This is a genomic window from Microbacter margulisiae (genome assembly GCF_014192515.1).
Taxonomy (GTDB): Bacteria; Bacteroidota; Bacteroidia; order Bacteroidales; family Paludibacteraceae; genus Microbacter; species Microbacter margulisiae.
The window spans coordinates 1,302,784-1,319,617 of record NZ_JACHYB010000001.1; the positions used below are offsets into that span (position 1 = coordinate 1,302,784).

7 protein-coding genes and 1 pseudogene are annotated in these 16,834 nt (G+C 40.8%); 7 read left to right on the forward strand and 1 reads right to left on the reverse strand.

All coding sequences use genetic code 11. The features are described from left to right. Positions 1 to 2: 2 nt before the first annotated feature. Positions 3 to 1,997, forward strand: coding sequence for a glycosyl hydrolase (locus FHX64_RS05400; protein ID WP_183412783.1), 1,995 nt, complete (start codon positions 3 to 5; stop codon positions 1,995 to 1,997). Here the strand turns inward: FHX64_RS05400 and FHX64_RS05405 are convergent. After that, positions 1,969 to 3,132, reverse strand: a pseudogene (locus FHX64_RS05405) (IS4 family transposase). The gene FHX64_RS05400 and the pseudogene FHX64_RS05405 overlap by 29 nt on opposite strands. Before the next feature lie 485 nt (positions 3,133 to 3,617). On the opposite strand from FHX64_RS05405, the gene FHX64_RS05410 reads away from it, so the two are divergent. From FHX64_RS05410 to FHX64_RS05435, 6 genes are all read left to right on the forward strand, one after another. After that, a complete protein-coding gene (locus FHX64_RS05410; RefSeq protein WP_221202144.1) occupies positions 3,618 to 5,609 on the forward strand; it encodes an alpha-L-arabinofuranosidase C-terminal domain-containing protein in 1,992 nt (663 codons plus the stop codon). A gap of 275 nt (positions 5,610 to 5,884) precedes the next feature. Beyond that, positions 5,885 to 8,317: a glycoside hydrolase family 2 TIM barrel-domain containing protein gene (locus FHX64_RS05415; RefSeq protein WP_183412784.1), complete on the forward strand. Its 2,433-nt coding sequence runs from the start codon at positions 5,885 to 5,887 to the stop codon at positions 8,315 to 8,317. A 211-nt stretch (positions 8,318 to 8,528) separates the two neighbouring features. Continuing rightward, positions 8,529 to 10,490 carry a glycosyl hydrolase family 28 protein gene (locus FHX64_RS05420; RefSeq protein WP_183412785.1) on the forward strand — a complete coding sequence of 654 codons (1,962 nt, stop codon included), beginning with the start codon at positions 8,529 to 8,531 and terminating at the stop codon, positions 10,488 to 10,490. A gap of 59 nt (positions 10,491 to 10,549) precedes the next feature. After that, the gene (locus tag FHX64_RS05425; protein ID WP_221202145.1) at positions 10,550 to 12,049 is read left to right on the forward strand and encodes a sialate O-acetylesterase; all 1,500 of its coding nucleotides are present in this window, start codon (positions 10,550 to 10,552) and stop codon (positions 12,047 to 12,049) included. 98 nt (positions 12,050 to 12,147) lie between these two features. Next, positions 12,148 to 14,814, forward strand: coding sequence for a glycosyl hydrolase 115 family protein (locus tag FHX64_RS05430; protein WP_183412787.1), 2,667 nt, complete (start codon positions 12,148 to 12,150; stop codon positions 14,812 to 14,814). A gap of 239 nt (positions 14,815 to 15,053) precedes the next feature. Further along, entirely contained in the window at positions 15,054 to 16,577 is a 1,524-nt protein-coding gene (locus FHX64_RS05435; RefSeq protein WP_183412788.1) for a glycosyl hydrolase family 28 protein, read from the forward strand. The last annotated feature ends 257 nt before the right edge of the window (positions 16,578 to 16,834 follow it).

Below are 16,834 nucleotides of genomic sequence, written 5' to 3' on the forward strand. Positions count from 1 at the left end.
AAATGAAAATACGCTGGAGCAGATTCGTATTGCTATGTCTACTTTTTCCGGCTATACTTGTAGCTCAAACAAAGACACATAATGCAGTTACAGTAGCAGAACTAGCACGACATTTCCAGTCACCTCCTCCTGAATATGGTCCCACGGTAACATGGGGTTGGAATGGAGATATTGATAGTACTATAATCAATCGGAATTTAGATGAGATTAAACATCATGGGTTCAGGATGGTAACTATCGAGGCCGGATATAATCTTCCTTATAAGTATTTATCTGCTGGTTATTTTCAATTAATTAAATACGCAGTATATGCAGCAAAAAAACGCGGAATACGAATCTGGTTCATTGACGAAAGTAAATATCCGAGTGGTTTTGCAGGAGGTCGTTTTAGTCGTGAATGTCCGAATTTACGCATGCAAGCACTTATCCCTATAATGTCTTTCAAAGTGAAGGCGGGACAAACCATTAATCGAAAAATCCCTCCTTCTATTGTAAGTGCCATTGCCTATCACGCTTCGTCTAATATATTTATTCCAATAAATATGGGAGAAATACATTGGACAGCTCCTAAAGAGGTGGGAGAATGGACTCTGTTATTAGTTGGACATGCATTTAAAACTTCACCAACCAGATCATCCAGCAATCTTACCAAAGCTAAAGACACCTCAAATTCATTATGTGACTATCTGAATCCCAATGCTACATTACAATTTATTCGATTCACGCATGAACAATATAAAAAATACATTGGCGACGAATTTTGGAAAACCGTAGTGGGATTTCGAAGTGATGAGCCTTCCTTTTCATATACTCCATGGACTCCGGATATGTTGAAAGAGTTTCAACAACAAAAACAATATAACATAAAACCATATCTTGCCTCTTTTTTCATTTCCCATCCAACAAAACAAGAAAAATTAGCCAAAGCTGATTATTGGGAGGTGTTTTCTAATCTGTATCGTGATCATTTCTTCAAAGTTATTTCCGACTGGTGTTTAAAAAATCACCTTGAATATGAAGATCATATTGACCATGATGGGCCTGAAGATGTGAAAACCATGATGGCACTGGCTCGTTGTGAAGGAGATTATTTTAAAGACATGCGATATTTGCAAATTCCTGGCATTGACGTTATTTGGAATCAAATATGGCCCGGGGATGCAGCTAATTTTCCAAAATTAGCTTCTTCTGCGGCTCATCTGTATGGGCGATCACAAGTATTTAGTGAAAGCTTTGCCGCCTTTCATCCTCAACCAAATATACAACAACTGCAATGGGTGCTTAATGAACAATTGGCGAGAGGCATCAATTTGTTTGAGATTATGTACTACCCGTCGTCAACAAGAAAAATACCCGGATATAATTTCATGGCATCCGATTCTTTTCCGAATGTGATGCGTACTCTTAGCAGAGAATCTTATGTATTGGCTCAGGGACAACCAACAGCTAAAATCGGTTTATATTTTCCCACATCAAGTCTTTGGTTGGGAGATACATTAGCCGCAAAGAGCGTATGGAGTATCGCTACAACATTGTTAGATAAGCAAGAAGACTTTGATTTTGTCGATCAGCAATCCATTGACTCGATCATGTCACTTGATAACGGATGCTTTACAAACCAGAGTGGACAATCTTACAACACAATCATCATTCCGTCCATTAAAGTTATTTCGGAGGCGGAACTTCGACGATTACAAACATTTGCAGAAGAAGGAGGTAAGGTGATCTTTATGGGAACTCCTATATTCATCGAAACAACATCATTCCTGAAAGCAGTAGATTTCACATCTGTCAATTGGGCAATCAAAGAATCTTCAGGGAAATTTACCCAGCAAGTTTTAAATGCTTTACCTCCTCAAGATGTAGCATTCAATAAGCCATGTCCTAACATTAAATATATTCATAGACATCTCGAAAACGGAGATCTCTATTTCTTTTTCACTAGTGTCCCATTAAAATTGGGGCGAATTAAAAATCAAATAAACTTGGCACATTAAGCCTAAAACGATCTTTGTCATTTTGGAATTTAGTTCTCTCGAAGAGGTCCCGAAGATGAGTTTTATCAGTTAATGACATACTCAATATCTGCAAAATCTCATATGTACTACTGTCAAGTTGCATGTCCTTTTGGATTATTGCCACCAGACAATATGTGCATATAGCTACGTAGATTTGAATCCGAACAGCGTTTTCAGTTGTACCCCAAAATTTCTTTATTTTCAGATGTTGTTTCAACCATTTGAAGAACAGCTCAACTTGCCAGCGGTTCTTGTAAAGTTCGGCAACATGAAGAGCTGAAATATGCATCGCATTGGTTAAGAAAACAAACTCACGTTCTTGTTCTTCATCCCAGTATCTGACCAAACGAAGAGTTCCCGGATAGTATTGACTTGGATAAAATCCCGTCAATTCAATCATCACATCTGAAAGCACATTCTCAGGTAACCTGCGTCTCCATTTGATGGATTTGTATTGCAGGTTCTTCTTGGCTCTAACAACAAAGAAAGCTTCTATCTGATGAATCTTATACAGCATTTTGAAGCTGTTGTACGCTCTGTCAAATATATAATATGATCCTGATTCATACGGAATTTCTTTCATTGCCTTTGAGTCATGTACTGACGCTTCAGTGATATGGAAAAATGCTGGTATCTGTGTTTCTACATCGTATAATGTATGTACTTTGATCCCACCTTTCTTCTTACGGAACTTCACCCACCAGAAGGCTGAAAGACATAAGTCAATCGTTGTTGAATCGAAAGCGTAGACATTACCACCAAGTTTGAAAATGTCAGAAACTCGTTTCTCTCTCGCGTCGTTTATCAGGTAGTAAGCATACTCTTCAAAAATGTGATAATCTCTGTCTTGATTGGCTCTTGCCAGAGATGATTTTGAAACATTTTTGCCCAAACCCAAATGGTAAGATTTGGAGTGATGAGCATCAAGTGCGACAATCAAATCTCATAAACTTTCTCGGTTGGACAGTTGTCCGAACATCAGAGCAAGTAATTGATTCCAGCATTTAAAATGCGTTACATATTTGTCGCCATCGAACTTGCGAACAATGTAGTTGAACTTATTCCGATCCAAGAAAGAGGCTAACTGAGCGAAAACGTATTTTTCCTTATGCATTTACAAATCTGTTTAAGTATTGCAAAAGTGCAAATTGAAATCCGTTTAATCGAAAAAACCCAGTAATGAACTAAATTTCAAATATTTCAAAGAGCTTCCTTAGATTTTAATGGGACAGCAATGTTTCTTTTTTAATGAAAGCAATAAACGTATCAGAAGATCAGTATCACTAAGTAGTTGTGGAAAAATGCACATATGGAATCCTACGAATGGAGATATTCAACTTGTCAATAGAACATGTATAAATAAGAAATATACAAAAACCTCATTGAATATGATGCCTTTTGAAACAAAAATAATCGTCTTAAAATCTCATCAATAACTTATTTATAGATGGTGCGTTGTGCATTTATTCATAAGAAATAGTAATTATCTACCATATTTAATTGAAGAGAGTAGCAGAGCCGCATATTCAGCGTTCGTTGATAGAATATTGATTTACAAGACAAGCTGGCATTTAACAAATTTCTAACAATAAATTACGTATGAGACATCATCAAGTATTCGGTATTATTTTGGCAATGTGGTTCATGCAGATGCATGTATTTGGGCGCTCATCTGCAACCTTAACCCTGCAATTAGACCAACCCGGCGTTAGAGTCAGTCCGAGCCTGTATGGTTTAATGACAGAAGAAATCAATCACTCCTACGATGGAGGATTATATGCAGAATTGATTCAAAACCGGATTTTTAAAGATAATCCAAAAATTCCGGTTCATTGGAATTTGATACAGGAAGGTGAAGCTCAAGGATCAATCTCATTAGATCATAAGCAGGAAATTAACAAAGCATTAACGGTATGTTTACGGGTTGACATTGAAAATTGTGGCAATCAAATTGGCATTTCCAATGATGGCTATTGGGGAATACCCGTAAAGCCGTACACAACCTATAAAGGAAGTTTTTATGCTAAATCATCAGGATCGGGGAATAAAACAGTAACCGTAGGCATAGAAAGCGCTGACGGAAAGACTGTTTATGCAAGTGCAAAAGTATCAGGGGTTAGTGACAAATGGCAGGAATATCATTTTACCTTCACTACACCTGCAGGTATTCAACCCACGGCAGATACAAAATTTGTCATTTTAGCCCATGAGAAAGGCAGTTATTGGTTTAATCTGGTATCCCTCTTCCCACCTACCTATGATAACACGCCGAACGGGAATCGTGCCGACATCATGAAGATGCTGTCTGCCATGAAACCGGCTTTTTTACGCTTTCCCGGAGGAAACTATTTGGAAGGAGATATGTTTTCATCACGCTTTGAGTGGGAAAAAACCATTGGCAACATAGCCGGTCGTCCGGGACATATGAGCCCCTGGGGCTATCGCTCTACCGACGGCATGGGTCTGTTGGAGTTTCTGGAATGGTGCGAAGATTTGAAGATGCAACCCGTGTTGGCCGTTTTTGCCGGATATACACTAAACAGAGACCATTTAGATTCGGGTGCATTCCTGAAACCATTCGTAGATGACGCTCTTAACGAGATTCAATATGTAACGGGAGATGTAACAACAAAATGGGGGGCAGAACGGGCTAAAGACGGACATCCGCAACCCTTTCCTCTGAATTATGTGGAAATAGGCAATGAAGATGGCTTTGATCTTTCGGGTAGCTATGCGCAACGCTACCTTCAGTTCTATGATGCTATTAAAGCGAAATATCCCCATTTGCATATCATTTCAACCGTTGGAGGTAAAGATCCTTTAGGACGTAGAGTCCCGGCACCTTCCCGCGACCTGAACATCGTAGATGAACATTATTACCGTTCCGCTTTTCAGATGGAAGAAAATGCATCCCAATTTGACAGTTATAGCCGTAATGGCCCGAAAGTATTTGTGGGAGAGTGGGCAACAAGGGAAGGTTCACCCACCACAAACATGAATGCCGCATTGGGAGATGCAGCCTGGATGACCGGCATGGAACGCAATTCCGACTTAGTCATCATGGCAAGCTATGCCCCCCTGTTTGTCAATGTAAACCCCGGAGGGATGGAATGGAGATCAGATCTAATTGGATATAATGCATTGACAAGCTACGGATCGCCGTCGTATTATGCCCAGACAATGTTCAGTAATAACCTTGGAAATAAAGTAGTGCCCATAACAGGAGATAACATCCCTAGGCAACTGCAGAAACTATCAGCAAAAGATTCTGTTGCCGGTGTTCAACCTAAAAGGATTCCAGCTCTTTTTTATGTAGCTACACGCGATACATCTTCGGGAATGATCTATTTGAAAATGGTCAACACATTGGGGACTCCACAAAAAGTAATGATTGATTTTGCAGGAAAGACCAGGATAATTCCAACGGGGGAAGCTATTGTACTCTATGCGAATCATCCTGAAGAGACCAATTCAATCAATAATCCCGATAATATAGTACCGCATTCGATGATCATAAAAGGTATTTCCAGAAAGTTTACCCACATATTTCCAGCCTATTCGATCACTGTGCTGCGGATTAAGACAAAATAGATTAGTTCTGGATTGATTTATTGTCGAGATATGAAACGAACATGTAAATTACTTACATCCAAGATTATGAGAATAGTTGACATGTGAGTTCCATACGACCTTTAAAAATAAATTATTCACGTATGAAAAATTTTCGTAAGCTCTAATTTTGTATGTATAAATTACCAAATTACAATTGTTTGTCTGAATTGACTTTATGAGACTCCCAATATGAGTAACATAACCAATTTAGTTATTATCTGTTTAAGAGATATACGGAAGAAATATACTTTATCATGAAACAAACATCTTATCTCAAGTTTTTGCTATTAATCCCAATTTTCTTTGGATGGAATAATAATCATTGTGTTGCACAATTTACAGGTCATGTTCAACGCTATACGATGGATTATGATTGGGAATTCATATTGGGGGATATTCCGAATGCAGAAAGCGCACGGTTTAATGACACTGCATGGGAACATCTTGATGTGCCGCATGACTGGAGCATTGGCGAAAAATGGAATAAAGACAATCCATCGGGAGAAGCCGGAGGTTATGCAACAATAGGCATTGGATGGTATCGAAAAACGTTCGTGGTTCCCGACAGCTTAAAAGGGAAACAAGTATTTCTTACTTTCGACGGGGTGATGAATCATGCAGATGTGTGGTTAAATGGGCAAAAAGTGGGACATAAGGACTATGGCTATATCGGCTTTCAATGTGATTTGACACCATGGATCAGAGCCGGCAAAAAAAACACAATAGCGGTGCGCGTCGATAATTTAAAACAAGCAAGCCGTTGGTACACAGGTAGCGGAATTTATCGGCACGTTTGGTTGACAGTCATGGGACAAATCCATGTAGAACATTCGGGCACATTTTTCACCACATTGAACATATCAAGCAACAAAGCCCTTGTAAAAGGAGAAACCACGCTTCATAACAGCAACGATCAGGCAAAGAAAGCCATGCTTGATACTAGACTTATTGATCCGTCAGGAAAAACAGTTGCCGAAAAAATATCACAAATAACCATTCCCGCACATAGTTCATCGACAATAAATCAATTTTTCAATGTGCACTCTCCTCAACTTTGGTCACAACAAACCCCTTCTTTATACAAAGCTATCAGTACGGTAATTTCCGATCAGCAAACGGAAGATAAATATCAAACACTCCTGGGGATTCGCAGCATTAAATGGGATGTACGGCATGGATTTCAATTAAACGGCAAACGAATCGTTATTAAAGGAGTCTGTTTGCATCACGATCTGGGAGCTTTGGGTGCTGCGGCTTACGATGAAGCTATTAAGCACCGGTTATTGATATTAAAAAGCATGGATATTAATGCCGTTCGACTAAGTCACAATCCATATTCACCCGAAATGTTGCAAATGTGCGATAGTCTTGGCATTCTCGTTTTCGATGAGTGTTTCGACAAATGGTATGGCTTCGAACCAAATGGAACAGGCTGGAAAGAAGACCTAACATCGTTTGTGAAACGTGATAGAAATCATCCAAGCGTCATTATCTGGAGCGTAGGAAATGAAATGGTTCCACACATGTATTCGCATTGGGGCGCCCGCATCTTCGAATCCATGAAGGCAACCGTGCATTCACTCGACATGACCCGTCCGGTAACAGCAGCGTTGCATCCGGTACGGACAAGCGATGGAAAAAGAGATGCACCGCTGGCTGAAATTGCTCAATACATGGATGTGATCAGTATGAACTACCAAACAAAATTCTATCCGCGTGATCACGAACAACATCCGAATCAGGTTTTATTAGGAAGCGAAACACATGTACATCAACTCAATCTGAATGAAAGCAATCAGCCAAATGATGGAACAGGGAATCAATGGTTCGGGACACGTAACTATGTTACAAACAAATACTATAATTATGTCGGAGGACAATTTATCTGGGCAGGATTCGATTATTTGGGCGAAGCAGGAGCATGGCCAAGCAAAGGGAATAGAAAAAATCTGATAGAAACCACAGGTTTCAGAAAACCTTTCTCCTATTATATACAAAGTTTGTACACCGATAGTTCATTGGTGAGAATTGCTGTTGCTAATCCGGCGTTCGCAAGCGACAAAAGAAAGTATGACAACTTCGATTGGCTGGCGTTGAATTCAGATTGGAACTGGGCACCTCAAAATGACAGCCTTCGCGTTTATACATTCACCAACGCGCCGGAAGTGGAACTGTCGCTCAACGGAAAAACATTAGGAAAAAAGAAATTAATCGATTATCCTAATCGGATTATTACGTGGGAAGTCCCTAATATACCAGGCGCTTTGAAAGCAATTGCTTTCAAAGGCACAAAACAAGTAGCAGCAAACGAATTGAAAACAACCGGAGTAGCTACGAGGCTACAACTCATTGCCGACAGAACAACATTGAGCGCAAATGGCGAAGATGTATCGTTCATTGAAGTGAAAGCCGTTGATTCAAATGGCAACCGCGTTCCTGAAAATGGACAACTAATACGATTTAGCATTGAAGGAGCCGGCATCATTGCAGGCGTTGATAACGGCGATTTAGACAGCCGCGAAGCATTTCAATCAAACCATCGGGAGTTGAGAGATGGACGCTGTTTAGTTATAGTTCGCTCTAACCGGAAAGCAGGTAAAATCATATTAACCGCCACTGCCGAAGGATTAACCCAAGCTTCCGTCGAACTGAATGCGCAGCAAAACAAAACGATTCCAACTTTATGATAATTATTTACACAAGCATAAAAATATATGACTTGAAATTAAGACCAGAAAGGAGTTATAGAAAATAAAACAGCTAAACAGGTTATTAAACAGAGTACAAACACAAATAAAACACTCATAAGATGAAACGAACACGACAAGCAAAACTTGACATACAAGGGAATGCTTATGCGTGAGTTACATACGACCTTTAAAAATAAATTATTCACGTATGAAAATTAAATTGATTTCGCTGCTGACAATAGGATTTACGTTGTTGGTAATTATGGCCTTCAAAACTAATCACAAGCCCACCCTTTACATTATCGGCGATTCAACCATAGCTAAAGATGGAGGCCTAATAGAAGGTTGGGGAGTTCCAATAGCGACATTCTTTGATACGGCAAAAATCGTTGTAGAAAACGACGCACGAGGAGGACGCAGCAGTCGATCATTCCGATATGAAGGATTATGGCAGAAAGTGGTCAATAAGTTACAACCTGGCGATTATGTTTTAATGCAATTCGGTCATAATGATGGAGGAAAAATAGATGGAGACAAATATCGTGCATCCTTAAAAGGTATCGGAGATGAAGAACAAGAAATCACCCGTCCGGATGGGAGTAAAGAAATGGTACATACATATGGATGGTATATGCGGAAATACATTGACGAAGCAAAAGCCAAAGGCGCTATTCCCATTGTATGTTCGCCGATACCGCGAAATGAATGGAAAGATGGCAAAGTGATCCGTAATAAAACCAATTACGGTGGATGGGCAAGAGAAGTCGCCCATACGGAAGGTGCTTATTTTATTGATCTTAATACGTTAATAGCCAATAAATATGATCAGATGGGAGCTGAGGTCGTAAAACAATTGTTCCCTCAGGATCACACACATACTTCTCCTACAGGAGCGACGCTAAACGCCAGAATGGTTGTCAAAGGCATTCGGCATTTAAAAGATTGCCCGTTAAAACAATTTTTGCGAAAGGAGGATTCATCTTTTCTAATCACCAATTATGGTGCTGTAGGAGATGGAACAACACTCAACACAAAAGCAATACAAAACACAATCGATTGGTGTGCAGCAGAAGGTGGAGGGACGGTAATCGTCCCATCCGGAATTTTTCTAAGCGGAGCCATTTTTCTAAAGCAAGGCGTCAATCTGATGGTTGAAAAAAACGGGGTGCTCAAGGGCACTACAAATCTGGCAGATTATCCTTTAGTAGCAACCCGTTGGGAAGGAACAGAATGTCAATGGACTTCTGCTTTTATCAATGTATTCAATATGACAGGATTTCACCTGAGCGGGGAAGGAACTATTGACGGGTCGGGTGAAGCCTGGGTACAGAATGGGATCATTGCTTCAAAACAACCCGGATACAGCAAGTTAAGCGACAGGGAACGTTATGGAAGACCACGCCTTATTGCCATTCAGGATTGCAAAAATGTCACCATCTCAGGATTGCATTTGCACAATGAAGCCTGCTGGTGTCTGTTTATTCTCTATTCTCAAAACATTACCGTGCAAAATCTGACCATTCACGCCGAACACAACATCCCCATGTCCGACGGCATTGATATTGACTCAAGCAAAAAGATACATGTCAATAATTGCGACATTGATGACGACGATGATTGCATTTCTATTAAATCAGGGAAAGATGCAGAAGGAAGACGTATCGGGAGAGCATCACAAGATATTCTTATCGAGAAATGTACATTTCGTTATGGCGGCGGCGGCGTGGCGATGGGAAGTGAAATGTCAGGAGGAATCAAAAATGTAGAAATTCACGATTGCGTCGCAGAAGACGGTAACTGGGCACCAATCCGATTCAAGTCACAACCCAGCCGGGGAGGTGTTGTAGAAAACATAACCTATCGCAACATTATCTTGAAAAACACCCGTAATGCATTCGACTTCAACATGGCATGGCGGATGGTTCATCCTAAGCCGGCATCAAATCCATTGCCCGTAATACGCAACATCCATATCATCAATGTATCCGGAACGGTTCAATCGGTAGGCGACATGCACGGCCTGGCAGGAAGTCCGATAAGCAATGTGGAATTTAAAAACTGTAACATTACCGCTCAAACAGGATTTATTTTAGATCACGTAAAGAATATAAATCTCTCAGGACTCACGTTGAAAGTAGCCAAAGGAGAATCCATAATCCGTAAAAATTAAAAATTGACATGAAGAGGAAGTTATTTATTAGTCTAATCATTCTGTTTATAACAAGTGGAATGACATTTGCCAAAATCACACTGCCCGATGTTTTGAATAGCGGAATGGTACTACAACAAAAGCAAAAAGATCCCATCTGGGGAACCGCCAATCCGGGAGAGAAAATAACAGTTGAGTTTGCAGGACAGCATAAAAGCACAATCGCTAACACGACTGGACATTGGAAAATATGGCTTGAACCGATGCAAGCAAGCAGTACCCCTCGTACAATGAAAATATCAGGAACAACAAACACTATCGTTTTGCATGACATCCTAATAGGAGAAGTATGGCTATGTTCAGGACAATCAAATATGCAATTGATATTGGAAAGTACAAATAAAGGAGATTCGGTGATCGCCTCTGCAAACTATCCCATGCTACGGCTATTTAATGTCAGCCGAGCTGTTGCATTCAAACACCAGAGCGGACCACTAGCGATTTGGGAAAAATGCACGCCGGCCTCTGTAAAAGATTTCTCAGCAGCCGCTTATTATTTTGGACTGCTACTACAAAAGAAACTGAACGTTCCCGTAGGAATTATCAATGCTTCTTTTGGAGGATCTCAAGCAGAAGCATGGACTCCAATTGAATATTTGCATACCCCGGATTTGCAACCCTGCATCGATCGTGAAAAAATATGGGATGCAGAACGACCTCAGGTTAGGAAAGAATATGCAGCAGCATTGGAAAAATGGAGAGAATACGCCGCCAAAGAACGAGCAGCAGGGAGAGAACCGAAAGAAGCTCCACACCCACCCGATGCTTTACGGGAATATCGCATTGCAGCGTCAATTTACAACGGCATGATTAAGCCACTAATCCCCTTCCGAATGAAAGGAGTAATCTGGTATCAGGGAGAAAATAATGAAGGGCGGGCAGAACAATATGGGATTTTATTGCCAACGATGATCAGAGCCTGGAGAGCCAAATGGCAACAAGGGAATTTTCCTTTTGGAATCGTACAATTGCCAAACTACCGGGATCATAAGACTCAACCCGTTGAAGATGCATGGAGTGATTTACGCGATGCTCAACGATGGACGGCAGACACGGTTAAGAATACCGGATTGATTGTTACCATTAATATTGGAGAAGCTCATAATATTCATTCTAAAGATAAACTTGACGTAGGAAAACGAATGTATTTATGGGCGCTGGATTTCGTCTATCACTATCCGGTGCTTGGTTCGGGGCCTTTTTTTCAAAATGCAATAGCGAAAGGGAAATACATCATTGTAAAATTTAAAGAAGCCGGTACAGGATTAAAAACGAAAGACGGAGAAGCATTGCATGAATTTGCTCTTGCCGGAGCAAGCAGACAATGGCATTGGGCACAGGCAAAAATTATAGGGAAAAATCTTGTAAAAGTATGGTCGAAAGCAGTACCAAAACCCGTAGCCGTACGCTATGCCTTCAACAGCAACCCACGCGATCCCAATCTCACGAATAATAGCGGACTCCCGGCATCACCCTTCCGTTCCGACAACTGGCCAGGCCCTACTGCCGGGAAACGATAACAACAAGTATATCTCACACGGGTTGACTTCAAATCAACCCGTGAATGTAAGATTTACACAAATAGATTAAACAGAATGAGGTAAAAACATTTCCTGAGATGATAATAAAAACGCAATCTGAAAAATGGAATTTTAGAATGTCATATCCACGTTGTGTAACAAATCTAATCGGGAGTTGTTTGGCTGTTCTTTTTACGCAGTTCTGCTACGGAGCCACTCCTGTAAAAATTGATTTTTCCGGATTGAAATCTTCCGGGGTAGTTCTTGCCGGCAATGGACATGCCTCGCCTATTCTGGTAGAGTCCACTAATAATGAAGCTGTATTGCGTGCCGCCCATGATCTTGCAAACGATTTTTACCATGTCACCGGATGTAAGCCAAAGCTGATACATGGACTCCCTGATAGAGTAAAAAATATTGTGATTGCAGGCACGCTCGGAAGCAGTCCCACCATTGACCGGCTAGCAGCAAAAGGAATACTTAAGACAACCGGCATCAAAGGAAAGTGGGAATCTTTTGTATGGCAGATTATCAAAAATCCATTACCCGGCATTTCCCATGCGCTGGTCATTGCCGGTAGCGACCGGCGCGGGACAATTTACGGCATTTATGAATTATCGCAACGAATCGGCGTATCACCCTGGTATTGGTGGGCTGACGTGCCTGTCAGGAAACAAAGATTTATTAGAGCCTGTGGGGAGCGTTTTGTAGTAGGTCCGCCTGCCGTAAAATACCGGGGCATTTTTTTGAATGATGAAGACTGGGGATTACGTCCGTGGGCATCGAAAACCTTTGACCCGAAAATCGGCAATATCGGGCCAAAGACCTATGCCAGGATTTTTGAACTGCTACTCCGGCTTCGGGCAAATTATCTCTGGCCGGCCATGCACCCTGGCACGACAGCATTTAATGCTTTCCCTCAGGATGCAAAATTAGCTGATGAGTATGGCATTGTTATGGGTTCATCCCACTGTGAACAAATGTTGCGGAATAATATCAGTGAATGGAACGAAAAAGAATATGGCGCATATAACTTCGTCACAAACGCTCAGGGTGTCCTGAAATATTGGGAACAGCGCATCCGTGAAAATGGAAAATATGAAAACATATATACACTTGGAATGCGCGGCATAAGCGATTCCGGTATGCCGGGCGGAGGTACACTCCTTCAAAAAGCTCAAAGACTACATACCATCATCTCAGATCAACGCAAGATGCTGGCCCGCTGGGTAAATCCAAATGTAAGAAAAGTACCCCAAATTTTTTGTCCCTATAAAGAGGTATTGCCGCTTTACCATCTCATGCCCAAGTTACCGGACGATATAACCTTGATGTGGCCGGATGATAATTACGGATATATTCGCGAATTTTCGAATGCCCAAGAACGCAAGCGCCATGGCGGAGCTGGCGTTTATTATCATGTTTCCTACTGGGGGCGTCCGCATGATTATTTATGGCTCTGTTCCACATCTCCTGGATTGATTGCCGAAGAAATGACCAAAGCCTGTGATTATGGAGCAAATAAAGTCTGGATCCTCAATGTAGGAGATTTAAAACCGGCAGAACTCGACATTGAATACTTTCTCCATCTGGCATGGAATCCGCATGCATGGAATGGCATGAATACCTACGATTTGCTGGAGAAACAATTTACCCGCGATTTCGGTGCGGCTTATGCGCCAAAACTGACCTCCATCATGTCCAAATACTATCGCCTGAATTTCCAGCGTAAGCCCGAACATATGCTGGTAAATTTGACTAACACATTTTCCACGACGCTCAACGGAGATGAAGCCGAACAACGCATAGAAGCTTGGCAAAAATTATCAACGCAAGCAGTAGCTGTCGGGAAGACTTTGCCTGTCCAATGGCATGATGCTTTCTTTGAGCTTGTCGGTTATCCTGTTGAAGCAGCGGCTGCAATGAATGAAAAATGCCTGGCACTGGATGAATATTATACTGGGATACACCAGAACCGTATCGACCGGTTGACTGAAGCAAGAGAGGCGCAAGCTCAAATTCATCGGCTCACAGACATTTACAACAACCAAATCGCCGGAGGAAAATGGCGTTATATGATGTCGGACAATCCGCGTGGGCAGCTTACATTAAATATTCCACAGCTACCCCAAAATGACACAAATGATGTTGTCAGGCATCAAAACATCCCTACAGCCATTAAGCCATCTCCTGTCTCATCTTGTTCCATGCCAGGAGCCGATTTCGTTGAAAAGGGCCATCATGTGATTATGGAAGCTGAACATGCATCCGCATTTATTCCAGGGAAAAAAGGGGTGTGTTGGAGAAAGATTGCAGGCGTGGGCTACAATGGCGAGGCCGTAACGGTGTTCCCTAGATTGATTCCTGTGCTTGATCAACCAAAAATGATTTTGAAAGACTCGCCTTGCCTTGAATATAAAGTCTGTCTAAAAGACACAGGTATATGGAAAGTGACTGTCCGGGCACTGCCCACGTTTTCCGTGCAAGCCGGAAAACCACAACGTTATGCCATTGCCTTTGACAACGCCTCTCCAAAAATCATTTCCTTACCTTACAGCACCAGTGAATACGACCGACAGTGGCAACAGGACGTTCTGCGTAACGCAGCATTAACCACCAGCCTGCATGCCATTCATACTGCCGGGTTGCATATCCTGAAGATATGGATGGTGGATCCTGGCATTGTCATTGATGCGATTGAAGCCGAAAGCGGAAATCATCACTCCCCGTTGGGATATGTATGGCCCTCTGAAACAAAAAATTAAATTATTTGAAGAAGAAAATGACTACCAAGTAGATCACAGAAATCCGAAGTCAAGAAAATTCAGAAATCGAAAAGTTCAAACAATCAATAGAATAAAAATAAATTTTTCGAATTACAATGTCCAAATAAGACACACAAGTCAACATCTAGTTGATCAAGTATCACAAAACAGCAACAGACTTGAGCAATACCTTCACTACAGGATCAAGAAAACCCTAATATCAACAATAAATTAAACACATGAAATACTTTTTTGTTTTTTCGACATTCTTACTGAGCATCCATATCTTTGCTATTCCAGAATCACCTTTACATCTGATCATTGCTCCAGGAACATTAGCTGCTACGTCGGTAACAATAGTTTGGGATAAGCCACAACATTACAGCAATATTAGCTGTTACCACCTTTCCCTCAATAATAAGTGTATTGGGACTTCAATGAAATGTAATTATCGAATAGAAGGATTGAGACCTGCTACCCTTTACACGGTATCAATTAAGACAGAAGATCAAACAGGCAAACTATCTCGAGCAACTCCTTCCATAGAATTTACCACACAGATTCAAGGAAAGATTATTAATGTGAATAATTTTGGGGCTAAAGGAGATGGCGTCACTGACAATACAAAAGCTATTCAGCAAGCGATAAATGCCTGCCCTAAATTCGGGACTGTATTGATTCCGAAGGGTACATTCCTTAGTGGTGCCCTGTTTCTGAAAAGCAATATGACCTTAGAGATTACCAAAGGAGGTGTACTGAAAGGTAGCAGTAACATCGATGATTACTTGCCAATGATTAATAATCGGTTTGAAGGTTGGGAATTAAAATCCTATGCCAGTTTAATCAACGCTGGCATCATAAATCATAAAGGTGGTTTTTCAATTAAAAACCTTTCCATCAAAGGGGAAGGCACAATCAGCGGCGGAGGCGGCAAGCTAGGTAACTCTATGCAAGAAAAAAGTGGTGCCAGAAGTCGTGCCAGGCTTATATTGTTAATGAACTGCAAAAACATTGAAATACATGGACTGCATATCGAAAATTCACCTTGTTGGACCATTCAATATGTTTACAGTAAATGTGTTAGCATACACGACCTGGATATCGTAAGCACTGCACGCAACGGTGACGGAATTGATCCTGACTCTTCAGATTCCAGCTATATCTTTAACTGTACTTTTTCAACCGGAGATGATTGTATTGCTATTAAATCCGGTAAAAATCCAGACGGTTACTACATCGGAAAACCAACCCGATACGTCAGAATCACAGATTGTAATTTTCTAAGAGGACACGGCATAGCTATCGGAAGCGAAATGTCAGGTGGGGTGAGCGACGTACTGATACGTGATTGTAAGGCAGGGCCATTGCTGTATGGCATGCAAATTAAAGCCACTAAAGACCGTGGTGGTTATGTAAAAAATGTGACGGTAATGGATTGCAAACTACAAAAAATCACTATTTCGTCTTCTCTACCGTATAATAATGATGGGGAGCCTGCACCTCAAGTTCCGACATTTGACAATTTCGTTTTTAAAAACATCGATCTTAGCACTGCTCAAACAAAAGGAGCGGTGATTGATATACACGGCTTTAAAGATAAAAATCATAAACTGAATCATGTAAAATTTAGTAACATCGTTTTACCTAAAGATGCCGAGGTGTCAGTAAGCAATGCAAAAAATGTCCAATTCTTTAATGTTAGAACAACAACAGGAAATAAACCCACTTTCAAAATTCTAAATAGTACTAATATCAATTATTAGAGATACATCTTTACATGTGAGATTTCAAGAATGTTAGCTACTAAACATTTATATCACGTTACACTGATTTCGATTATAATTTATTGGCAAAGTAACACTAAAATATAATAGTTGACAGCTCTACGGTTGAATGCCTTATAAAGATAAACTTGGAACAGAGAAGTAAGTAGAATCCTAAAATAGCATATACAATTGACCAAAAGACGTTTACAAAAAAGCGACAATAGATCTTGCGAATATGGAAAATTTATCATCAC